At 36.1% G+C, this 22190-nt stretch carries 27 protein-coding genes and 1 other annotated feature (1 of these 28 running past the window's edge); of the genes, 12 read left to right on the top strand and 15 right to left on the bottom strand.

The features are described 5' to 3' along the window. Window positions 1-168: a binding site (T-box leader), on the bottom strand; it reaches 70 nt to the left of the window's first position. 306 nt (window positions 169-474) lie between these two features. Further along, the gene (putP, locus tag ACXY7N_RS05050; RefSeq protein ID WP_488592307.1) at window positions 475-1947 is read left to right on the top strand and encodes a sodium/proline symporter PutP; all 1473 of its coding nucleotides are present in this window, start codon (window positions 475-477) and stop codon (window positions 1945-1947) included. Between the two features lie 161 nt (window positions 1948-2108). Continuing rightward, window positions 2109-2507 carry an Ig-like domain-containing protein gene (locus tag ACXY7N_RS05045; RefSeq protein ID WP_016133916.1) on the top strand — a complete coding sequence of 133 codons (399 nt, stop codon included), beginning with the start codon at window positions 2109-2111 and terminating at the stop codon, window positions 2505-2507. Between the two features lie 24 nt (window positions 2508-2531). On the opposite strand, the gene ACXY7N_RS05040 is transcribed toward ACXY7N_RS05045, so the two are convergent. Next, entirely contained in the window at window positions 2532-2927 is a 396-nt protein-coding gene (locus ACXY7N_RS05040) for a PH domain-containing protein (protein WP_116363187.1), read from the bottom strand. Between the two features lie 87 nt (window positions 2928-3014). On the opposite strand from ACXY7N_RS05040, the gene ACXY7N_RS05035 reads away from it, so the two are divergent. Beyond that, a complete protein-coding gene (locus tag ACXY7N_RS05035; protein WP_116363188.1) occupies window positions 3015-3686 on the top strand; it encodes a DUF4386 domain-containing protein in 672 nt (223 codons plus the stop codon). Here the strand turns inward: ACXY7N_RS05035 and ACXY7N_RS05030 are convergent. Both ACXY7N_RS05030 and ACXY7N_RS05025 read right to left on the bottom strand, forming a co-directional pair. Next, a complete protein-coding gene (locus tag ACXY7N_RS05030; RefSeq protein ID WP_016133914.1) occupies window positions 3676-4251 on the bottom strand; it encodes a Crp/Fnr family transcriptional regulator in 576 nt (191 codons plus the stop codon). The two genes, ACXY7N_RS05035 and ACXY7N_RS05030, sit on opposite strands and share 11 nt — an antisense overlap. A 180-nt stretch (window positions 4252-4431) precedes the next feature. After that, entirely contained in the window at window positions 4432-5343 is a 912-nt protein-coding gene (locus tag ACXY7N_RS05025; protein ID WP_016088859.1) for a DMT family transporter, read from the bottom strand. A gap of 203 nt (window positions 5344-5546) precedes the next feature. Between ACXY7N_RS05025 and ACXY7N_RS05020 the strand changes: the two genes are divergently transcribed. The 6 genes from ACXY7N_RS05020 to exsF all read left to right on the top strand — a co-directional run bounded on the left by ACXY7N_RS05020 (window position 5547) and on the right by exsF (window position 10762). Continuing rightward, window positions 5547-6278 carry an alpha/beta hydrolase gene (locus tag ACXY7N_RS05020; protein WP_016133913.1) on the top strand — a complete coding sequence of 244 codons (732 nt, stop codon included), beginning with the start codon at window positions 5547-5549 and terminating at the stop codon, window positions 6276-6278. A 92-nt stretch (window positions 6279-6370) separates the two neighbouring features. Next, on the top strand, window positions 6371-6889 hold the full coding sequence (locus ACXY7N_RS05015) for a YjcG family protein (RefSeq protein WP_016088861.1): 519 nt from the start codon (window positions 6371-6373) through the stop codon (window positions 6887-6889). Window position 6890: 1 nt separating this feature from the next. Continuing rightward, window positions 6891-7313 carry a GNAT family N-acetyltransferase gene (locus ACXY7N_RS05010; RefSeq protein ID WP_016133912.1) on the top strand — a complete coding sequence of 141 codons (423 nt, stop codon included), beginning with the start codon at window positions 6891-6893 and terminating at the stop codon, window positions 7311-7313. A 99-nt stretch (window positions 7314-7412) separates the two neighbouring features. Next, window positions 7413-9479 carry an ATP-dependent helicase gene (locus ACXY7N_RS05005; protein WP_016088863.1) on the top strand — a complete coding sequence of 689 codons (2067 nt, stop codon included), beginning with the start codon at window positions 7413-7415 and terminating at the stop codon, window positions 9477-9479. 144 nt (window positions 9480-9623) lie between these two features. Further along, window positions 9624-10097 carry a spore coat protein CotY gene (cotY, locus tag ACXY7N_RS05000; protein ID WP_016088864.1) on the top strand — a complete coding sequence of 158 codons (474 nt, stop codon included), beginning with the start codon at window positions 9624-9626 and terminating at the stop codon, window positions 10095-10097. Between the two features lie 161 nt (window positions 10098-10258). Next, window positions 10259-10762, top strand: coding sequence for an exosporium protein ExsF (gene exsF, locus ACXY7N_RS04995; RefSeq protein ID WP_000492933.1), 504 nt, complete (start codon window positions 10259-10261; stop codon window positions 10760-10762). Window positions 10763-10839: 77 nt separating this feature from the next. On the opposite strand, the gene ACXY7N_RS04990 is transcribed toward exsF, so the two are convergent. Continuing rightward, window positions 10840-11025: a hypothetical protein gene (locus ACXY7N_RS04990; RefSeq protein WP_033659643.1), complete on the bottom strand. Its 186-nt coding sequence runs from the start codon at window positions 11023-11025 to the stop codon at window positions 10840-10842. Window positions 11026-11126: 101 nt separating this feature from the next. Beyond that, entirely contained in the window at window positions 11127-11486 is a 360-nt protein-coding gene (locus ACXY7N_RS04985; RefSeq protein ID WP_016088865.1) for a DUF1360 domain-containing protein, read from the bottom strand. A 125-nt stretch (window positions 11487-11611) separates the two neighbouring features. On the opposite strand from ACXY7N_RS04985, the gene exsY reads away from it, so the two are divergent. Next, window positions 11612-12070, top strand: a complete 459-nt coding sequence (gene exsY / locus ACXY7N_RS04980) for an exosporium assembly protein ExsY (RefSeq protein ID WP_016088866.1) — start codon at window positions 11612-11614, stop codon at window positions 12068-12070. Between the two features lie 60 nt (window positions 12071-12130). On the opposite strand, the gene ACXY7N_RS04975 is transcribed toward exsY, so the two are convergent. The 10 genes from ACXY7N_RS04975 to ACXY7N_RS04930 form a co-directional block, all read right to left on the bottom strand. Continuing rightward, entirely contained in the window at window positions 12131-12658 is a 528-nt protein-coding gene (locus ACXY7N_RS04975; protein WP_098485906.1) for a CotO family spore coat protein, read from the bottom strand. Between the two features lie 141 nt (window positions 12659-12799). Beyond that, the gene (gene fabI, locus ACXY7N_RS04970) at window positions 12800-13570 is read right to left on the bottom strand and encodes an enoyl-ACP reductase FabI (RefSeq protein ID WP_000421885.1); all 771 of its coding nucleotides are present in this window, start codon (window positions 13568-13570) and stop codon (window positions 12800-12802) included. A 108-nt stretch (window positions 13571-13678) separates the two neighbouring features. Continuing rightward, window positions 13679-14533: a dTDP-4-dehydrorhamnose reductase gene (rfbD, locus tag ACXY7N_RS04965; RefSeq protein ID WP_016088868.1), complete on the bottom strand. Its 855-nt coding sequence runs from the start codon at window positions 14531-14533 to the stop codon at window positions 13679-13681. A gap of 11 nt (window positions 14534-14544) precedes the next feature. Then, the gene (gene rfbB / locus ACXY7N_RS04960) at window positions 14545-15516 is read right to left on the bottom strand and encodes a dTDP-glucose 4,6-dehydratase (protein ID WP_016088869.1); all 972 of its coding nucleotides are present in this window, start codon (window positions 15514-15516) and stop codon (window positions 14545-14547) included. 15 nt (window positions 15517-15531) lie between these two features. Next, window positions 15532-16077: a dTDP-4-dehydrorhamnose 3,5-epimerase gene (gene rfbC, locus ACXY7N_RS04955; protein WP_098485907.1), complete on the bottom strand. Its 546-nt coding sequence runs from the start codon at window positions 16075-16077 to the stop codon at window positions 15532-15534. Window positions 16078-16085: 8 nt separating this feature from the next. Beyond that, on the bottom strand, window positions 16086-16823 hold the full coding sequence (locus tag ACXY7N_RS04950) for a sugar phosphate nucleotidyltransferase (protein WP_098485908.1): 738 nt from the start codon (window positions 16821-16823) through the stop codon (window positions 16086-16088). Between the two features lie 14 nt (window positions 16824-16837). Beyond that, window positions 16838-17518 carry a glycosyltransferase family protein gene (locus tag ACXY7N_RS04945; protein WP_016088872.1) on the bottom strand — a complete coding sequence of 227 codons (681 nt, stop codon included), beginning with the start codon at window positions 17516-17518 and terminating at the stop codon, window positions 16838-16840. Between the two features lie 12 nt (window positions 17519-17530). Next, complete coding sequence (locus ACXY7N_RS04940; RefSeq protein WP_016088873.1) at window positions 17531-18217, bottom strand: glycosyltransferase family protein; 687 nt, start codon at window positions 18215-18217, stop codon at window positions 17531-17533. Next, window positions 18214-18903 (bottom strand): class I SAM-dependent methyltransferase, encoded by a 690-nt coding sequence (locus tag ACXY7N_RS04935; RefSeq protein ID WP_016133910.1) that lies wholly within the window; start codon window positions 18901-18903, stop codon window positions 18214-18216. Before ACXY7N_RS04935 ends, ACXY7N_RS04940 begins: the two co-directional genes overlap by 4 nt. A gap of 139 nt (window positions 18904-19042) precedes the next feature. After that, a complete protein-coding gene (locus tag ACXY7N_RS04930; protein WP_016088875.1) occupies window positions 19043-20143 on the bottom strand; it encodes a glycosyltransferase in 1101 nt (366 codons plus the stop codon). A 165-nt stretch (window positions 20144-20308) separates the two neighbouring features. Between ACXY7N_RS04930 and ACXY7N_RS04925 the strand changes: the two genes are divergently transcribed. Both ACXY7N_RS04925 and ACXY7N_RS04920 read left to right on the top strand, forming a co-directional pair. Further along, complete coding sequence (locus ACXY7N_RS04925; RefSeq protein WP_488592306.1) at window positions 20309-21205, top strand: BclA C-terminal domain-containing protein; 897 nt, start codon at window positions 20309-20311, stop codon at window positions 21203-21205. Between the two features lie 122 nt (window positions 21206-21327). Continuing rightward, on the top strand, window positions 21328-22173 hold the full coding sequence (locus tag ACXY7N_RS04920; RefSeq protein WP_016088877.1) for a TylF/MycF family methyltransferase: 846 nt from the start codon (window positions 21328-21330) through the stop codon (window positions 22171-22173). Window positions 22174-22190 lie beyond the last annotated feature (17 nt).

The following is a 22190-nucleotide window of genomic DNA, read 5'->3' as shown; positions in this document are numbered from 1 at the left end:
ACAATACGTGTCTCTTGTATCGATGAGATCATGTCGCCAAAGCCTACTTCTTTCGTTTCGGTTTGGAAGCTCCGAAGCCCATTCCACATCAATCCCATACTGATTCGCACCAACCATCAGCTCTCTGACATGTTCATCATGTGTACTCTTCTTCATCAACGCTTGCATTTTTTTAAGTTGCACTCATTATAGACCTGACTTTTTTCACAAGTCAATACTTTTTAAAAAAATTTATTTTTCTTTCCTTTCAATATTATATTGACAAAACAACCTCTTTTTATGTAAATATAATAAATACTCTATTAAAAATAAGGTTTTTTGTATGAATATTATATATTAAAAAAGTAAAATGATGTCAAAAAACGCTTACATTTCTGAAAATTCATATTTCCGTATGGATTTTTCAGAATAATCATGATAGATTATAAATATGCATAACGCATCAAAAGACATGACAAAAGGAAGGGGAACTACATGAGTACGCAGATGTTAACTTTAACTTCTATCTCTATTTACATGCTCGGGATGTTAGTAATTGGCTATTTCGCCTATAAACGAACGTCCAACTTAACAGATTATATGCTTGGCGGGCGTACATTAGGCCCCGCAGTAACAGCATTAAGCGCTGGAGCATCCGATATGAGTGGTTGGCTTTTAATGGGCTTACCCGGTGCAATGTTTAGCGTTGGATTAAGTAGTAGTTGGATTGCGATCGGCCTGACACTAGGCGCATACGCAAACTGGCTATATGTCGCTCCTCGCTTACGTACCTACTCTGAAATTGCAAATAACTCTATTACTATCCCAGAATTTTTGGAACACCGTTTCCACGACAAATCTCACATGCTACGTTTAGTATCCGGACTTGTTATTATGATTTTCTTTACTTTCTATGTAGCTTCAGGATTAGTTTCAGGCGCTGTATTATTTGAAAATTCATTTGGCATGAACTATCATGTTGGATTATTCATTGTTGCAGGCGTTGTTGTAGCTTACACATTATTTGGTGGTTTCTTAGCAGTAAGTTGGACAGACTTCGTGCAAGGAATCATTATGGTAGTCGCTCTTATTCTTGTTCCTATCGTAACAATTATGAATTCGAACGGACTTGGACCTGCATTTGATACAATTCAATCTGTAGATCCAACACGTTTAGATATTTTTAAAGGTGCCTCTACTTTAGGAATGATTTCTTTATTCGCATGGGGCCTTGGTTATGTTGGACAACCTCATATTATCGTACGCTTTATGGCAATTTCGTCTGTAAAAGAAATTAAAAGCGCACGAAGAATTGGTATGAGCTGGATGATTTTCTCTGTTGTCGGAGCTATGTTTACTGGTCTTATCGGTATTGCTTACTACTCACAACAAGATTTAACATTATCTAACCCAGAAACAATTTTCCTTGAACTTGGAAAAATTTTATTCCATCCACTTATTACTGGATTTTTATTAGCAGCGATTTTAGCAGCGATTATGAGTACAATCTCATCTCAGCTTCTTGTTACTTCTAGTGCTATAACAGAAGATTTATATCGTACATTCTTTAAACGTTCTGCTTCTGATAAAGAGCTTGTATTTGTCGGTCGTATGGCTGTACTTGTTATCGCCTTAGTTGGGTGCGCATTAGCGTTTAAACAAAATGATACGATTTTAGCTCTTGTTGGATATGCTTGGGCTGGATTTGGTTCCTCATTCGGACCTGCTATTTTATTAAGTCTATATTGGAAACGTATGACAAAATGGGGCGCGCTTGCTGGTATGATTTCTGGTGCTGCGACTGTTATTATATGGACACAATTTAAATTCTTAAAAAACTTCTTATATGAAATGATTCCTGGTTTCGCTATTAGTTTACTAGTGATCATAATTGTTAGTTTACTAACGCAAACTTCAAAAGAAGTTGAAGAACAATTTGAGGATTTCGAAAAACAACATAGTCTATAAGGTGAAAGCTCTGCTGATATCGTAACAGCAGAGCTTTTTTAATCAAAGTTCGACAATCTTCTACTCGAATTTAACAAATTCTTTATGTTTCGTTAAATTTAGCATAACACTACTCCTTTATAGTGTTAGTATCAGCACTTATACAGAAAGGGGACTCCAACATGTTAGCAGCTTTCCAGCAACAACAAACACGAAAATTTTCACCTATCACCAATACTTCTGCGTCTTGTTTGAACATACAACCTAATCCACCTAAAATTTCAATTGCTCCTTCTGTTGTTTCAGTCATCGGTGTTCATATGGAAAAAAACAAGTTAAAAGTAAGAACGGGACAAAGCACTGAGTTATCCGCTTCTGTTTTGCCAGTACAAGCCACCAATAACGAACTTATTTGGACAAATATGAATGCTGATGTTATCACACTGTATCCAAAAGGTGATACGGTAACGATTACTGGAAAAAGTGCAGGAAGAGCAGTCGTAATTGTTACAACTGCTGAGGGAAAGTTCCGTGACCTATGTATTATTCATGTACAACCTTATATGACAAATCCAAAGTAAAAGAGTGGCTATGAAGCCACTCTTTTACTTTATTTCAATGTGTGGATTTTTATTTTTCACATGACTAATAAATTGCTCTTTATCTTTAGGAGAAATAATTTCTGTTTTATGTGCGCCGTAAACAATTTCAATTCGATCAAATGATAAGGCATGAGCTGCTATTGGATTTTTCGTATTTGAAATTTGTTTTATATCTCGTATAAATATACGTTTTTTAACGAGACCCGATCTAATAATAATTGCTTCTTCTCCAATAATATATTTTGTTGAAAACCAACTCCAAATAAATAATATGGCTAATGGGATTGTGAAAAACAAAAGAAAATGTTCTCTTCCTGCAAATATGGGAGCAAAACACGCTCCAATGACAACGAAAAAAATCGGATATAACCATACATCTTTTTTTGATGGAAATTCCACTAAACTTCCCCTCTCTTGATTTAAGTCAATGAATCGCCTCCTCTTCCCTATTACAATGAAAACAACATTAGAATAGGAGGACGTATTATGACTGAGCGAAAATTCGCCTTATTTGCAGGCACTTCTCTTCTTATCATGGCATTCACTGCATTTTTTTCTTACGGTTTTGTTCATGGAAATCTCGTTGTACCAAGTAATGCGAGCACGACACTCCATAATATTCAAACTTCAAGTTTACTTTTCAAAGCAGAAATTTTCGGATGGATTATCATTTTCATTACGGATATTATCGCCTCGTGGGCTCTTTATTTCTTTCTAAAACCTATCCATGCTAGCCTCTCATTACTAGCTACCTGTCTTCGTCTTATGTATACAGCTATACTTGGGATTGCTATATTCAATTTAACATTTGTATTACTTCTTTCAAAAAGTACAGTTGCTAATTCAGAAGCATATACAATGTTATTTCTAGAAGCTTTTAAATACATTTGGTCTGTAGGGTTAATCATTTTCGGCTTACATCTTTTCACTTTAGGATATGTAACTTTTCTATCTAAACAAATACCGAAATTGATTAGTGTATTACTATTCATCGCTGCTATCGGTTATATCGTAATTCACGTCATGAATACAATGTTTTCACAATATGATGCGATGATTTCCATTCTTACTGTTGTCTTTCAACTACCGATGATCGCAGGTGAACTAGGATTTAGTATATGGCTATTGATTAGAGGTGGAAAAGACTCTACTGTTTGAGTCGTTTCTTAATTCTACTTAATGATTCTGGCGTAATACCTAGATAACTTGCCAATTGATATTGAGGAACACGATTGATTAAATGAGGTCGTTTTTGTAATAATGATTTGTAGCGCTCTTCTGGTGTCGATGCAATAAATAATGTAAGTTCTTCTTGTACCTCACCAAAATTGTATTCAATCATTTGACGTGTCATTTCTTCTAACTGTGAATATTTCTTATACATGTCCTTTTCACAATACAGGTCGCCAACTACAACTAGGCAGTCTTCTAGACACGTTAATGTATGTGAGGATGATTTATCTTGTTTATGATGATTGAAATTTGCAATTGCTTGTTCTTCTGTATAAAAATTTGATGTAACTTCTTTCCCGGCTTCATCTATACAATGTTGCCTCACGCATCCTTTTAATACAAAGTAACATTTAGACGGAACATCTCCTTGTCTTAGGAGTACTGTTCCTTTTTTATATTCTTCAATTTGTAATTCTTCCACGATTATACGCTGCTTCTCTTCACTTAATGTTGTAAGCTTTGTCATGTATTTCATTAAAATATCTTTCATTTGGTCTCTCCCTCCCCTTCTATATTTGTATGAGAAACGTATGATGTAACTCCACTATATATTATCTTTTTTCATGCTATATGGCTGGAATTCCCCCTATTGATCTGTTTTATTTTCTGCATAGAACAAAAAAAGAGAAGTTACCAATAACTTCTCTTTTCGTATATTAGAATAGGCTCGTTATAATTCCTGTGTATAAGCCGGTTCGTTCACTACATTTTTTGCTGTTCGTTTTTGTTGCTGTAGTAAGAAAACAGATACACCAAACAATACGAGCATGCTACCGATAATTTGCATTGCGTTTAATTTTTCCCCAAGTAAGAAGAACGCTAGTATAGTTGCTCCAACTGGTTCTCCTAAAATACTCATTGAAATTGTTGTTGCATTTACGTAGTTTAATAACCAGTTATTAATGACATGTGACACTGTGGGTACAATCGCAAGTAAAAGAAAAACGGTCCAGTCCCACTTCGTATAACCTGTAAAAGGCACTTGCAATACTATATTATAAATCCCCATAAAAATACCTGCGAATGCAAAAACTGTAAAGCTGTAAATCCAGTGTGATACTTTCTTTACTGTCGTTTGCCCGATAAATAAATAACCGACAACTGCTATCACACTTAAAAAGGATAATATATCCCCATAAATCGCTTGTTCACTTAGCCCTAAATCTCCCCAGCCAATACACATTACACCTAGTATCGCAATTCCCATTGTCGCAATAGCTGAGTATGTTGTTCTTTCTTTAAATAAGAAAAAACCTCCAACTAAAGATACGATTGGTTGAAGTGCTAAAATAATCGTCGAACTAGCAACTGTCGTATGCTTTAAAGATTCAAACCATAAAAGAAAATGAAGCGCTAAAAAGAAACCCGATCCAATTAAAAATCCCCAATCTTTTCTTTGAATCCTACTAAATTCTTCCCGCTTTTTCCAAACGATTGGCAGCATAATAAGCACGATAATCCATAATCGATACATACTTAAAATAGAAGATGGTGCTGAGGACATCTTTACAAAAACTGCTGCGAATGAAATTGCTATAATTGAAATTGCTAATGGTAGTGCGATTGATTTTTCTTGTTTCAAATTCCGTCTCCCCTCTCACCTGTCAAAAATCCCACTTCATTATATCCGTTTTCTTTCCTAACTTAAATACTAATTTTTTAGATTCTTCGTACCATTATGGTAAAATAGAAACGAAAGCACCTATTAGTGAATATTGCTTTCTTTTTCACTACAAGCGTCGCTCTTACAATCATTACAGTAAATTTTTATTTAGGGGGATCCACATGAATCAAACAATAGGGAGAATTGAAGAAATTTCATTTTATAGTGCATCACTTCAAGAAGATGTTACACTGCTCGTTTACTTACCAGTAAATTACACACCACTGCACAAACATACAGTTGTAATTGCACAAGATGGTAGAGATTATTTTCAGCTTGGGAAAGCACACCGTGTAATTGAGCGCCTTCGTGAAACTGAAGAAATTGACCGTACAATTATTGTCGGTATTCCATATAAAAATGTACACGATCGTAAGGAAAAATATTTCCCGAGCGATGTAAAGAATGCTGCTTACATTCGTTTCCTTGCTCATGAGCTTGCACCATATATCGATGAAAATTATCCAACGTACCAAATGGGAAAAGGTCGTGTGTTAATTGGTGATTCTCTTGGCGGAACAGTTTCCTTTATGACTGCACTTATGTATCCGCATACATTTGGTAAAGTCGTTATGCAATCACCATTTGTGGACGAAACAGTGATGAACTTAGCAAAAGAATTCAAAACTCCGGAAGCGCTAGAGCTTTATCACGTCATTGGGACAGAAGAAACAGCTGTAAAGCGCACTGATGGGCAAGTATCTGATTTCGTACAACCGAACCGTGAGCTCAATACACTTCTGACAGATAGAAATTTCACCACGCATTACGAGGAGTTCGAAGGTAATCATACGTGGAAATATTGGCAAACTGATTTACCGAAAGCTTTCTCTCATATGCTATCAATGAAATAATAGAGAGCAGTATTCAGAATAATTTGATATAATAGATTAAGAGAGTTATTTTCTCAAAATCTAACTAGACTTACAAAGGGAGGAATTGGAACATGAAATTAGGCATTGTAATTTTTCCATCTAAAATGATTCAAGATAAAGCGAACGGATTGCGTAAACGTTATGATCCGCACTACGCATTAGTTCCGCCACATATTACATTGAAAACACCCTTTGAGACGCAAGATGATCAACTAGAATCGATTGTAAACGAGTTACATACAATCGCAAGTAAAACGAACCCTTTCACCCTTCATGTCGGAAAAGTTGGTTCATTCGCACCTGTTAATAATGTTCTTTATTTTAAAGTAGAAAAAACACCTGAACTTACTTTCTTAAATGAGGAAATGCATAGCGAATTCTTCACACAAGAACGCGAATACGCTTTCGTACCTCATTTAACAATCGGACAAGGCTTATCAGATGCAGAGCATGCTGATGTATTAGGTCGATTACGTATGAAAGATTTCTATTATGAACAACCAATTGATCGCTTCCATCTTCTATATCAATTAGAAAACGGAACGTGGACTGTATACGAAACATTCCACCTTGGAAAGGGGAACAACTAATTTGCATGCACAGATCGTACAAACAGACGAACAACTAAGAGATGCATTCTCTGTACGTAAGCAAGTATTTGTGAATGAGCAACAAGTTTCTGCTGACGAAGAGTATGATGAGTTTGAAGAAACTTCGACACACGTTGTTATATATGATAATGATGTTCCAGTTGGTGCTGGTCGTTTTCGCATACTGGATGGAATAGGAAAAATGGAACGCATTTGCGTACTAGCTTCCCATCGTAAAAAAGGCGTTGGAAAAATTGTTATGGATGCACTTGAAGCATATGCGAAGGAACACTCGCTACCAAAATTAAAGTTACATGCCCAAACACATGCTGAAGATTTCTATAAGAAACTTGGATATGTAACGAATTCTGATGTATTTATGGAAGCAAATATTCCTCACATCGTTATGATAAAAGAATTGTAATTTGAAAACAGGAGGTATCCCCTCCTGTTTTTTACATTGCTATTTTCTTTTTCTTCCGCTAAAGTTAAATGTTGATGCTATAGTTTTGAAGGTGAATATATGACACAAGAAAAATTTTCACAAAAATCATTAACGCACGCTGATATTCCACGTGCAACATATCATATTCCGAAAACATCTACCCATTTAATTATGGAAGAAGATGCAGATGCAGCGTATTTCCGCGCTCTCGAACAGCAAAATGTATTTTTAAACGAGAAACAATTAGAAGCCGTCCGAACGACAGAAGGTCCAGTCCTTACATTAGCTGGTGCCGGAAGCGGAAAAACATCTGTTTTAACAACTCGAGTAGGTTATTTAGTAAATGTAAAACAAGTTCATCCACGAAATATTTTATTGCTTACATTTACACAAAAAGCGGCTGAAGAAATCCGAAATCGTGTAGCGAATTTACCAGGTATGAATCATGCAGCGAGTAGCTACGTTGTTGCTGGTACGTTCCACTCTGTCTTTTTAAAATTGCTTCGTAGTCAAGGATATAATCAGCAAATTTTAGCAAACGAAAAACATAAACAAATTATGATAAAGAAAATTTTAAAAGAGTTACGTTTAAAAGATGCTTATGATGCTGAAACGATGCTCGCGATGATTTCACTTGAGAAAAACAAATTGAATCGTCCGAAAGATGTAAAAGCAAAAACACCCGTTGAACAAGAATTTAAAGAAGTATATGAACGTTTTGAAGAAGTGAAACAACGATATAATTATATCGATTTCGATGACATCTTATTAGAAACATATTATATGTTAGAAAATAATGCTCCTTTACTTACCCAATTACAACAACGGTTCCACTATATTGAAGTAGATGAGTTCCAAGATACATCGTATGCACAATATGAAATTGTAAAATTGTTAGCTTCGCCAAGAAATAATTTATTTATCGCAGGTGATGACGACCAGGCGATATATGGCTGGCGAGGAGCAAGTCACCAAATTATTTTATCTTTTCCAAAAGAATTTGATAACACTACGATTATCGCACTTAATACGAATTACCGATCCAATCCATTTATCGTCGGACTTGGAAATGAAGTTATCAAACTAAATCAAGAGCGTTTTGATAAGGAGCTATATTCTGTGCGCGAAGAAGGTGTACAACCTTTTTATGCACGACCGGCTACGACTCTTGATGAAGCAAATCAAATTTTGCAGCTCATTCAAGAAAAGGTAGATAGCGGCGAACGAAACTATAAAGATTTTTGTTTACTGTATCGCACACATTCTGTAAGCCGTTCGTTACTTGACCAGCTTACAATTCACAAAATCCCGTTTATCAAACACGGTGCGAGTCAGTCATTTTATGAACATTCTTTAATTAAGCCTGTATTAGATCATTTACGGCTAGTAATTGAACCGTTTCGACTAGAATCACTTTCAAATATATTGCCAACGATGTATATCGGGCGTGATGATTGTATTTCATTTATTGAACGTGAACAATGGAAATATGGTGAGGGCCGTTTCCCTTCTCTTCTTCATTTCTTACTATTAAATCCGAGCTTGAAACCTTTTCAAGTGAAAAAGGTAAATGAGCGCATCGATTTTATTAAATTTATAAAAGAATTAGAACCGAAAAAAGCATTAAAAGAAATTATTCATGGTAAGGGGAAATATTTAGAGTACTTACAAAGTAACGATCGTTCTTCCTTTACGATGCATAAAGATATACAAGAAGAAATGTTAGAAGAATTAATGGAATCAGCAAATCGTTTCACCGATATTCCAGCTTATTTACAATTTATTGCTGAAGCAATTCAAGGTCAAAAAGAAATGGAAGCATTAAAAACAATGCCGCAAAAAGATGCTGTTTCTCTTATGTCTATTCATAACGCAAAAGGCCTTGAATTTCCATGCGTCTTTTTACTTGGAGCAAGCGATGGTATTTTGCCCCATACTTCTTCTTTAAAAGATGCAAATGATCGCGTTACAGAGACTTCTGAAGCTTTAGAAGAAGAACGCCGACTACTTTATGTCGCAATTACACGTGCGAAAGAAGAACTTTACATTTCCTCCCCACAATTTTTCAGAGGAAAGAAATTAGATATATCCCGCTTTTTATATACAGTACGCAAAGATTTCCCTGAAAAGACATCCACCAAATAAGGATGTCTTTTTTTTTATATTGCATTATGTACATCCCTCTCATATAAATTCCTTGTTTTCATCATGAGAATTAACGTAATATCAGCCATATCCCGTTCATATTGTAATAGTGTATGTCAGAACTCACGATAAGGAGTGAACATAATGAGCTGCAATTGTAACGAAGACCATCATGACCATGATTTTGATTTCAATTGTGTATCCAATGTCGTCCGTTTTATACATGAACTACAAGAATGTGCAACGACAACATGTGGATCTGGTTGCGAAGTTCCGTTTTTAGGCGCACATAATAGTGCATCCGTAGCGAATACACGTCCTTTTATTTTATACACAAAAGCCGGAATACCTTTTGAAGCCTTTGCACCATCTGCAAGCCTTACTAGCTGCCAATCTCCCATTTTCCGCGTAGAAAGTATAGATGATGATGACTGCGCTGTATTACGTGTATTAACTGTAGTATTAGGTGATGGTTCTCCTGTACCACCTGGTGACAACCCAATCTGTACGTTTTTAGCTGTACCAAATGCAAGACTAATATCGACCAACACTTGTCTTACTGTTGATTTAAGTTGCTTCTGCGCTATTCAATGCTTACGCGATGTTTCTATAAACTAAATACTAATTTAAGCATGGATTGGGTGGCAGAGTTTTCTGCCACCCAATCCATGCTTAAAAGGTATTATTATGTATTTTTTATAAAATTGGGAACTTGTCTAGAACATAGAACCTGTCCTTTTCATTAACTGAAAGTAGAAACAGATAAAGGAGTGAAAAACATGTTCTCTTCTGATTGCGAATTTACTAAAATCGATTGTGAGGCGAAACCAGCTAGTACACTACCTGCCTTCGGTTTTGCTTTCAACGCTTCTGCCCCTCAGTTCGCTTCATTATTTACACCACTACTATTACCTAGCGTAAGTCCAAACCCAAATATTACTGTTCCTGTAATAAATGATACAGTAAGTGTCGGAGATGGCATTCGAATTCTACGAGCTGGTATTTATCAAATCAGTTATACATTAACAATTAGTCTTGATAACGCACCTGTTGCACCAGAAGCTGGTCGTTTCTTCTTATCATTAGGTACGCCAGCTAACATTATTCCTGGATCAGGTACAGCAGTTCGTTCTAACGTTATTGGTACTGGTGAAGTAGACGTATCCAGTGGTGTTATTCTGATTAACTTAAACCCTGGCGATTTAATTCAAATTGTACCAGTTGAGTTAATTGGAACTGTAGACATCCGTGCGGCAGCATTAACAGTTGCACAAATTAGCTAGTAAAAAGCGGTATTTCTTCCTTAGAAATACCGCTTTTTATATTTATAATAAAAAACACTCACAGTAATATGAGTGTTTTATTCTTCATAATGTTTTATTGTGTTTTTCTTTTTCCCACAATTACATCCCTTTTTCTTCACAAATCCTTGTTGCTGTAATTGTTCTTGATATGCCTGTTGTTGTGCTTGGTGTTGTTGCTGCATATTATACCATTGCTGCAGGTCATATGAATTTTGCCTTGGATTATTGCTCACAGCAAACATCTCCTCTACTGTCAATTCTGTCTATTTACTATATGAACAACTCTTTATTTCCGTTCCCTCATTCTTTTGAACTCCGCTTTCTCTCGTATTATGAAAATATATTATTCTCCCATAAAATATCCTGTAATCGTTTCAATAATTGCTGCTGCTCCTGCAATAGCTAATAATGCAAGTAACGGCTCTGCAACGATAGGAATCCAATTATATAAAACTAATAAAAAAGCACTAACCCATACACCTGTACACCAATAACAGCTTAATAATTCTCCAATCCACTTTCTTAATCCTTTACCTTTTACTTTTGTAAAAGTTGATACACTTCCATCCGGCTCTGTAATCTCTACTTCATCAATAAACGGTCTTCGCAAAAAAACTGTAATTTTATCATAAACAATTAAACGGGTGAGCCTAAAAGCAGCTAACGCGAAAATGAAAAATAAAAGCCAACTTGTAAACAGCATGATTCCACCTTCCCTTATCTTCTTTCGCCTATTTAAAAAAAAAGCTCTTGAGATTGTGACCAAATCTCCTCGACTCCAATATCTTATTAATGTAAATACAAACAAGAAGATAAGGAGTGACATTAATGAGTTGTAACGAAAATAAACACCATAGCTCTTCTCATTGTGTAGTTGACGTTGTAAAATTCATCAATGAATTACAAGATTGTTCTACAACAACATGTGGATCTGGTTGTGAAATTCCATTTTTAGGCGCACACAACACTGCATCGGTAGCGAATACACGCCCTTTTATTTTATACACAAAAGCGGGAACGCCATTTGAAGCATTTGCACCATCTGCAAGCCTTGTTAGCTGCCAGTCTCCAATTTTCCGTGTGGAAAGTGTAGATGATGATAGCTGTGCTGTGCTACGTGTGTTAACTGTTGTATTAGGTGACGGTTCTCCGGTACCACCTGGTGATAATCCAATTTGTACGTTTTTAGCTGTACCAAATGCAAGATTAGTATCGACATCTACTTGTATTACTGTTGATTTAAACTGCTTCTGTGCGATTCAGTGCTTACGCGACGTTTCTATCTAATAAGTAAAGTGAACTAAAAAACTATTGGGGTGGTAGAAGATTTCTACCACCTTTACATATTTAAAAACCGGCCATATCAATTGATTTTATCTCTTCTATAGATAACCTAATATCTCTCATACTATTTGGCGGCATAATAGCTACAATTCCATTACGATACGATATGATCGATCCAATATAAGAAACTGTGGTCGTTTTTATTCTGCACCTTACTTTAGGAATGTAATGAGGACGGTTTAATAAAAAATGAATTTTCTCTTCATTGTTCATATCCTTAAATGATTTATTATACGGAACAGTTCTCACTGGCTCTTGCTGCTCTTGTACTTGTTCCTCTTCTTCTATTTTTTCTTCTACCTGCTGTTCTTCTTGTTGTTCTATCACCTCTTCCACAGCACTACTTACAGCATTTTCATTTTCATTTCTATTACTTTCCTCTTTCTGATCCTCATTCCTAAAATTTGTTAAGATAATCCTTTTTATTTTCGGTGCAGCAAGTTCTAAACTTACTTGTGCAATATATAACAACGGTTTTCCAACTGTTGAACTTTTATTTTTATTCTTCACACTCGTCCCTCCCACTTCCATACGTAGCTGAATAAATCGTGTACTATTATAGTTATATTCATAACGTGGTAAGAACTTTCGTTAAAAATCGTTCTTTCTAAGAACAAATAAAAAGGACAATCTCAACATTTAGAGATTGTCCTTTAAAAATGAATATTATATTTATCCTAGGATATGATACCCTGAATCAACGTGAATGTTTTCTCCTGTTACGCCGCGTGCTAAATCACTGAATAAGAATACCGCTGTATCCCCAACTTCTTCTGGCGTTGTTGTACGACGAAGTGGTGCGCGCTCCTCAATTTCTCTTAAGATTGAGTTAAAGTCGCCTACACCTTTTGCAGATAGCGTACGAATTGGACCTGCAGAAATAGCGTTAACGCGAATGCCATGTTGACCTAAATCGTTAGCTAAATATTTCACGCTCGCTTCTAATGAAGCTTTCGCAACACCCATAACGTTATAGTTTTTCACAACGCGCTCGCCGCCAAGATATGTTAACGTTAAAATATTTCCGCCTTCTGTCATTACTTTCTTCGCTTCTCTTGCTACAGCTGTTAAAGAGAATGCACTAATATTTTGTGCAAGTAAAAATCCATCGCGAGAAGTATCTACAAATTCACCTTTTAAATCATCACGATTTGCAAAAGCAATACAATGTGCAACACCGTGAATTGTACCAACTTCTTGCTTGATTGTTTCAAAACAAGCTGTAAGTTCTTCATCATTTGTTACATCACAAGGTAATACAAGTGATTCTTGTCCTTCTAATGTATCCGCTAATTCACGAACATTTCTCTCTAAACGTTCTCCTGCATATGTGAAGATTAATTTTGCACCTGCATTATGCAAAGAGCGAGCAATTCCCCATGCAATACTTCTTTGGTTCGCAACGCCCATAACAACAAATGTTTTCCCTTGTAATAGTTCCATGATATATCCTCCCAGAAATACTTATACTTGTTATTAGTACCTGATACTATAATTATAGTAACATAAAACCTCTTAAAGGCAAACAAAAAAGTCATTAACTTAAAATTGTTAATGACTTTTTGTTTCTATAAAAAAACGCTCTAATCCTTCTTCCCAAGAAGGCATTTGTAAAAAACCATTTAATCGTAGCATGTTATGTTGGAAAATAGAATATTTTGGTCTCGCTGCCGCCGATCCAAATTCTTCAGTTGAAACCGGTAATACATCCACTTTCATATTTGCATACGAAAATATTTTCTTTGCAAAATCAAACCAAGAACATGATCCTCTATTGGATACATGATACGTACCGTATAAAGAAGTATGAATGAGCTTATTAATCATTACATTTAAATCCGCCACATACGTAGGAGAACCGATTTGATCCGCTACAACAGATACTTCTTCTCTTTCTTTCCCTAATCGTATCATCGTTTTCACAAAATTATTTCCATACTTACCATATAACCACGATGTACGAACGATAAAGTATTTATTATGTAACTCTTTGATGAACTGCTCTCCCGCATATTTAGAAGCTCCGTATATATTTATCGGCGCCGGATTATGAAATTCATCGTACCCCTCCGGTCTGTCGCCTTGAAATACATAATCCGTACTAATATAAACTAACTTCGCCCCAACTAATTGTGAAGCAACCGCTACATTTCGAGCCCCTATTGCATTTATTACATAAGCAAGATCTCGTTCTTTCTCAGCTTGATCAACCTTCGTATACGCTGCACAATGAATAATGATATGTGGCCTTATTTCTTGTACCACTTGCTGCATTCGAGATATATTTGTTATATCTAGTAACTTTTTATCAAATGGATATATGTCATATTCTTCAGGATTTAACTCTTCTTGTAGTTGCTTTCCCAATTGACCATTTGCTCCTGTTATGATAATCCGTTCTTTCATTGATATGCCCCTTACTTTTCTTTTAGTGGTTTCCACCATTCTATATGATGTTCATACCATTCCACCGTTTCTTCTAGCCCTTTTTCAAACGTATACTGCGGTTCCCACCCAAGCTCATTCTTCATCTTTTGTGCATCAATCGCATAACGACGATCATGACCTAAACGGTCTACCACATATTCAATATCTTTTTCTGTTTTTCCTAAGAGAGTAATGATTTGTTCCACAACATCTATATTTGTTTTTTCATTATTTCCACCTATATTATATACCTCTCCTATACGCCCCTTATGCAGAACAACGTCAATCGCACTACAATGATCCGTAACATGTAACCAATCTCTTACATTTAATCCATCACCATATAACGGTAATCTTTTTCCTTCCAGCACATTCGTAACCATTAACGGAATTAATTTTTCAGGATATTGATATGGCCCATAGTTATTGGAGCAACGCGTTACTATAACTGGTAATTGATATGTTTTATAATAAGATATAGCTATCATATCGGCGCTCGCTTTACTTGAAGAATATGGACTATTTGGAGCCAACGGGGTTTCCTCGGTAAATCGCCCTGTTTTTCCTAAAGAGCCGTACACCTCATCTGTTGATACTTGGACGAATTTAATATGTGGATATTTTTTTACTAATTCTAATAAGGTGACTGTCCCAATTACATTTGTATCATAAAAAGGGATTGGATTTTCAATACTGCGGTCCACATGTGATTCCGCTGCAAAATTGACAATTACTTGCACGTCACGTTCCTGAATAACATATTCTAGCAGCGCTCCATTTTGAATTTCCCCTTTTACAAAATAGTAATTCGGATGATCTTGAATAGACTTTACATTATTTAGGTTTCCACTATATGTTAATGCATCGAAATTAATAATTTTATATGTTTCATAGCTTTGTAACATGTAATGCACAAAATTACTTCCAATAAATCCGGCCCCACCTGTTACTAATATATTCATAAACAACTCTCCTACTCAAAAACTATCTTCACATTCCTGAAGTGATGGTAATATTCGATCCTTGTCAGACAAAATAGGACTTGTTACCGGCCATGGAATTGTTAAGTCTTTATCGTCCCATAGTACCCCTGAGTCATGATCAGCACTATAATACTCATCTACTTTATACATAACAATAGTATGCGGGACAAGTGTACAAAAACCATGTGCAAATCCTTTTGGCACTAATAATTGCCGATGATTATCCGCACTTAAAATATATCCTCTCCACTGCTTAAACGTTGGTGAATCTTTTCGCAAATCAACGATAACGTCATAAATTGCTCCTTGCATAACTTGAATAAGTTTCGTTTGTGCTTTCGGTTTTTTTTGAAAGTGTAATCCCCGAATCGTTCCCGCTTCTGCCGAATACGAAACATTATCCTGTACAAATGAATACATAACCCCTAATGTTTCCAGCACCTTCTTATTATAACTTTCAGTAAAAAAGCCACGCTCATCTCCAAATAACCTCGGTTCTAACAATTTTGCGTCGGTAAAGTTTGTTTCTATAACTTTCATATTCTCACCTATTCTCCGTTAAACTGTTTACCAAAGTTGATATCCCTCGCTAACGTATTCGCCCTTTGAAGAGAAACGTGAGTTCCTGCATCAGTCCACCAACCGCTCATTTCATTATAAGTAAGTACCCCTCGTTTTAAATACCAATTATTGATATCTGTAATTTCAAGTTCTCCCCTTGCGGAAGGTTTTAATTCTTTTATATAAGAAAAGACTTTCGAATCATACAAATAAATTCCTGTGACTGCATAGGAACTTTTCGGCTCTTTCGGCTTTTCTTCAATTTCAATTATTTTGCGGTTTTGAATATTTGCTACGCCGAATCTCTCCGGATCATCTACAGATTGCAGCAGTACTTTCGCACCTTCTTTTTGACTCGCAAACTCCTCAACATACGGACGAATATCATCAGAAAAGATATTATCTCCTAATATAACTACCATACGATCTTTCCCGACGAAATCCTCACAAAGCCCTAATGCTTGCGCAATTCCGCCAGCCTTATCTTGCACACGATACGTAAAGGACACACCAAACTCTTGACCGCTTCCTAAAAAACTAACAACATCTCCCATATGCTCTTTACCTGTAATAATCATAATATCTGTAATTTCGCATTGTTTTAGCTTATACACCGCATGATATATCATTGGATAACGTCCAACAGGAAGCAAATGTTTATTCGTTACTTTCGTTATTGGATATAATCTCGATCCAGTTCCACCTGCTAAAATAATTCCTTTCACCCTGCATCTCTCCCTTATGATGGAGATAATATATCTTTGTAATGTTCTACAAACACTTTCCGATACTTCTCATATGTATCCGCATCAAACTCATCCCCGTTGTAGTGAATACACCATAAATTCGCTTGATTAGGGACACCAATTAAATAACCCGCCTTTTGAAACTCTAAAGACTGCGACACATCATAAAAGTGGAATCCTTGAAACAAGTCTTCTCGCCACGGAATATCATATTGTGTGGCCATTAATAATCCATCAATTGCCTGAACTGACATAAATGATTGATTCCCATAAAACAGCTGATCTAAATTTAATAATTGATAATTCTGTCTTCTGTACTCAATCACTTTCCCTACTAAATTTTTCCCTTCCCACCATATCCCGTTGCTCGGTAAAAACTGAGCACCAGCTACGCCAATTAAACCAAGTTTTTCGTTATCTTTAAAAAGAGAAATGAGTGTATAAAACATCTCTCGATTAACAAGATAAGTGTCTTGATGTATATAAACCTTATACTTCGCGGGATATGAAAGTGCTCGGTTATATGCACTTGCCATACTTTTCGCATCTCGTATCGGAAAAATTTGTACGACATAACCAGGGGGAACAAAAAGGTTTCTTATTTGTCTCTCGCATTGTTCAAATAGCTCTTCATTATTTATACAAACAACGACTAGTATTGTATGATCTTTCATTTTGTAGCCCCTCTATTCGTCTTGATTTACATCTGACATATAGTGCTCCACAAATATCTTTCTATACTTTTCATAGTTGGTCATATTCACATCAATATGATAGTGAATGCACCACGCATCACGCTGTACAGGAACCCCAACTGTATATCCAGCTTTTCTAAATTCAAACGATTGAGATACATCATAAAAGTCAAATCCATCAAACAAGTCTTCTCGCCACGGAATATCGTATTGCGTTGCCATTAATAAACCGTCAATACATTCAACTGGCATAAATGTTTTTGACTCATGGTACGGCTTTTCTTGACTGGCCATATAAAATAAATCATTCATATAACCAATTACTTTTCCAACAACTCCTCTGCCTACATTCCATGTTCCATTTGGAGGAACATATTGGGCTCCAACCATACCAATCATTCCAAGATGTTCATGTTCCTGAAACAATTGAAGTAATCCATATAAAAATCCTACATTTACAATGAAAACATCTTGATGTATATACACTTTATATTTTGCTGGATGCGAAATTGCTTGATTATATCCGCTCGTCATACTTTTCGCATTCCGAATCGGCATAAACTGTATAGTGTATCCTGGAGGAACTGGCAATTGTAATATATGCCTTGCACATTGTGCATACATTTTTCGATCATTTATACACGTAACAAATAATATTGTTTTATCTGCCGTACTCATAATTGTGATTTTTCTGCTTCAATAATATATTGAAATACAACCGTCTCAGCCATGAAGCCACTTCCAAGACGATATTTTTTACAAATTCCATATAACTCCTCAATAAGCGGTTCATACATTTTATGATCAACATATACACGATCTACTTTACTAATCGAATAACCTGCTTTTAAAAACATTCGTAGCATTTCATTAAATGTAAAGAAGCGAATATGCGTTTTATCTAATAATCCATATTCTGTATACGTCCAATTTCCAGCGAGTAAGGGCGCTAATATTGAAATGTGAGAAACGTTCGGTATACTAGCCAAAATTACACCATTTTGCTTTATATATGGCTTTACTTTTTCTATTACAGCCCACGGATCAAATAAATGCTCTAATACATCACCAAATATAACGCAATCAAATTGCTCCTCCTCATACGGCATATCCATTGTTTCTATATCGCCTAAAACAACATGATCTAGTTTTTCTTTTGCTTGTTCTGCCGCCTCTGGGAATGCCTCGATTCCTGATACACGTGTGCCATTTTCTTTTATGGCAGCTCCCAGTGCACCACTCGAGCAACCGATATCAAGAACTTCTTTCCATTCCTTTTTTATATGCTTTAATAAATTCGGATTCACTGCATTATAATAATGCCCAGACTTTTCTTCGTATAAAGAATTTTTTTGGGAATTCATTTCACACACTCCTTATGCAAATTGAATTAGAATTAGAAATATAAATCTCATCTAAAGTCTATAGATGTAACCAATACTTTACTATATAGCCAATCTATTAGAGTTAGAATCCCAATAAGCCATTTCTAAAAAAAGCAACCTATAACGATTTATATTGCTTATCAAAAACACTCCGAAAATATTTGCGGTTATATTCAATTGCAGCATTATTTGGAACATATGAAGCTGCTAATTCATTGTAATAATAAGCTTTATCTTGCTCGCCTAACTTGCTATAACAAATACACATTTGTAAATAAGGAATCCACGTGTAGCTAGCTGGACTGTGAAAAGGACTATCTGTTGCCATTTGCACTTCTGTTGCAAGTTTAAACCAAAAAATTGCTTCATTGTATTTTTGTTGATCCATATATATATATCCTATTCTTGTACAATTCTCTCCTCTAGGGACATCATACCGAAATGACTTTACACAAGATTCAACTGCCTTCTCCCACATTCCAAGCTTTGCATAGCAATCTCCTAATTTACCACATGCATAAATTTTCTCTTCATACCAACCTTCGTCTTGATTAAGAAATGTTTCATATAGTAGAACTGCATCATCATATTTTTGATTATCCATAGATTCATTCGCGTAATAAAACAAATCTCTCGGACTCAATTCTTCTCCAGCTGCTACAGCATCTTGAAAAATTTTTAAATTACGGTTCGTTACTTTCTTTTCTTTTTTATGCGTAATCGCAACATTACTATTAAAAATCTCACCAAAAATAGCTAAATACTCATGCACCTTTCCAAACCATTGAAATTGTTTTTCACGCTTTACAAGTCGATATCTTTTTGTACAATATAAAGGTTTCCCGTTAGAATCCATTACAAGATGATAAGGCATCGAAACAGCATCCACATTAGGATCTAATTCTCTTTTTAATAGGCTCAATGCCTCTTGAGCATCTTCTAATAACACATCATCAGCATCTAGCCATAATATATATTCTTGCGTTGCTTTCGAAAAAGAAAAATTTCTAGCTGCCGCAAAATCATTAATCCATGGAAAGTCATATATGTTAGAGGTATATTGAGTTACAATTTCTTTCGTACGATCAATGGAACCTGTATCAACTACAATAATTTCATCAACAATTTTTTCTACTGCATCTAAACATCGACCTATTGTATCTTCCTCATCTCGAACAATCATACATAAACTAATTGTAATTCCTTGCTTGTTCAACATAATCACCCTCTTCCAAATCAATCATATGTTATACATACAATAAACTTTCCACTTTTTTAACTTGCACAAGCAGTTTAAGATTTCTTTTCAATAATTCAAATGTCCGTGTCATTTTCTTCCGGTTTTGCATCTACTATATAATGAACGCTTTATGGAGGTGAATTTATGTCAAATAATAATTATTCAGATGGATTAAATCCCGATGAATCTTTATCAGCTAGTGCATTTGACCCTAATCTTGTAGGACCAACATTACCACCAATACCACCGTTTACTCTTCCAACCGGGCCGACTGGACCGACTGGACCAACTGGGCCGACTGGACCAACTGTACCAACTGGGCCAACTGGACCGACTGGGCCAACTGGACCGACTGGACCGACTGGACCGACTGGACCAACTGTACCAACTGGGCCGACTGGGCCAACTGGACCGACTGGGCTGACTGGGCCAACTGGACCGACTGGGCTGACTGGGCTGACTGGACCGACTGGGCCGACTGGACCGACTGGACCGACTGGACCGACTGGGCCGACTGGACCGACTGGGCCGACTGGACCGACTGGAGCTACTGGACCGACTGGAGCTACCGGACCAACTGGAGCTACCGGACCGACTGGACCGACTGGGCCGACTGGACCGACTGGACCTTCTGGATTAGGACTTCCAGCAGGATTGTATGCCTTTAACTCAGCTACAGTTTCTTTAGCTCTTGGAATTAATGATCCCGTACCATTTAATACTGTTGGATCTCAGTTTGGTACAGCAATTTCTCAAATGGACCCTGATACTTTCGTAATTAGTGAAACTGGCTTCTATAAAATTACTGTTATTGCGTATACAGCGTCAGTAAGTTTATTGGGAAGTCTTGGAATTCAAGTTAATGGAGTTAATGTACCGGGTGCGGGCACAAGCTTAATTTCACTTGGAGCTCCTATCGTTATCCAAGCCATTACACAAATTACTACAACACCATCACTCGTTGAAGCAGTTGTTACAGGAATTGGATTATCACTAGCTCTTGGTACCAGTGCATCAATTATTATTGAGAAAATCGCTTAATTTTGTACCTAGCAGTAAGGCTGAAATCAGTTTTACTGCTTTTTTATTGGTCAATTCAATCATTAAATCTTTCTTTTCTACATAGTCATAATGTTGTATGACATTCCGCAGGAGGCTCTTATATGGAAAATAAATCTGCTGTCCAGCTTTATCTTGAGTTATTAAAGAAAACAATTTTATTTGAAATATGGTTAGAATACGAACCATACTTACCTGCTTCGTTACATATATCTAAAGAGCTATCATATGAACCAGTTACAGTTCCGCTTCCTTTATTTCTTAAGCAATACGTAGAAAATCACAATTTAAAAATCGTTGATCCTAACGTTTCAAAAAATGAGCGGCAAGGCGGCAAGGATTGGCCAAGAGCAGCACACAGCATGGTTGGTCGAAAACGTATGAATCAATTACATGAGGCTATGGAAACTGTCGTCCGTGAAAATATAGAAGGTGATTTTATTGAAACTGGTGTATGGCGCGGAGGATCATGCATTTTTATGAATGGTTTTTTACAAGCAAACAACATTACGGATCGTACTGTGTGGGTTGCCGATTCGTTTGAAGGTCTGCCAGCACCTAACTTAGAACAATATCCGAAAGATTACGGTGATTATTTACACACATTTGATTACTTACGAGTTTCTTTAGAAACAGTGCAAGAAAATTTTAGAAAATACGATTTATTAAATGATCAGGTGAAATTTTTAAAGGGTTGGTTTAAAGATACATTGCCTTCAGCACCGGTAGAAAAAATTGCAATTGCTCGCCTTGATGGTGATATGTATGAATCAACAATGGATAGTCTTGTAAACTTATACGATAAAGTTTCAACAGGTGGCTATATGATTATTGATGATTATGGATTGGTAACATGCGCAGAGGCTGTAACAGATTTCAGAAATGAAAGAAACTTAAAAGCTCCTATTACTAAAATTGATGATTTCGGTATTTATTGGCGAAAAGAATAGCATACAATTTTATTTTT

This window comes from Bacillus sp. 5w2 (assembly GCF_054353775.1).
This window is presented reverse-complemented; position numbering and strand designations above follow the sequence as displayed.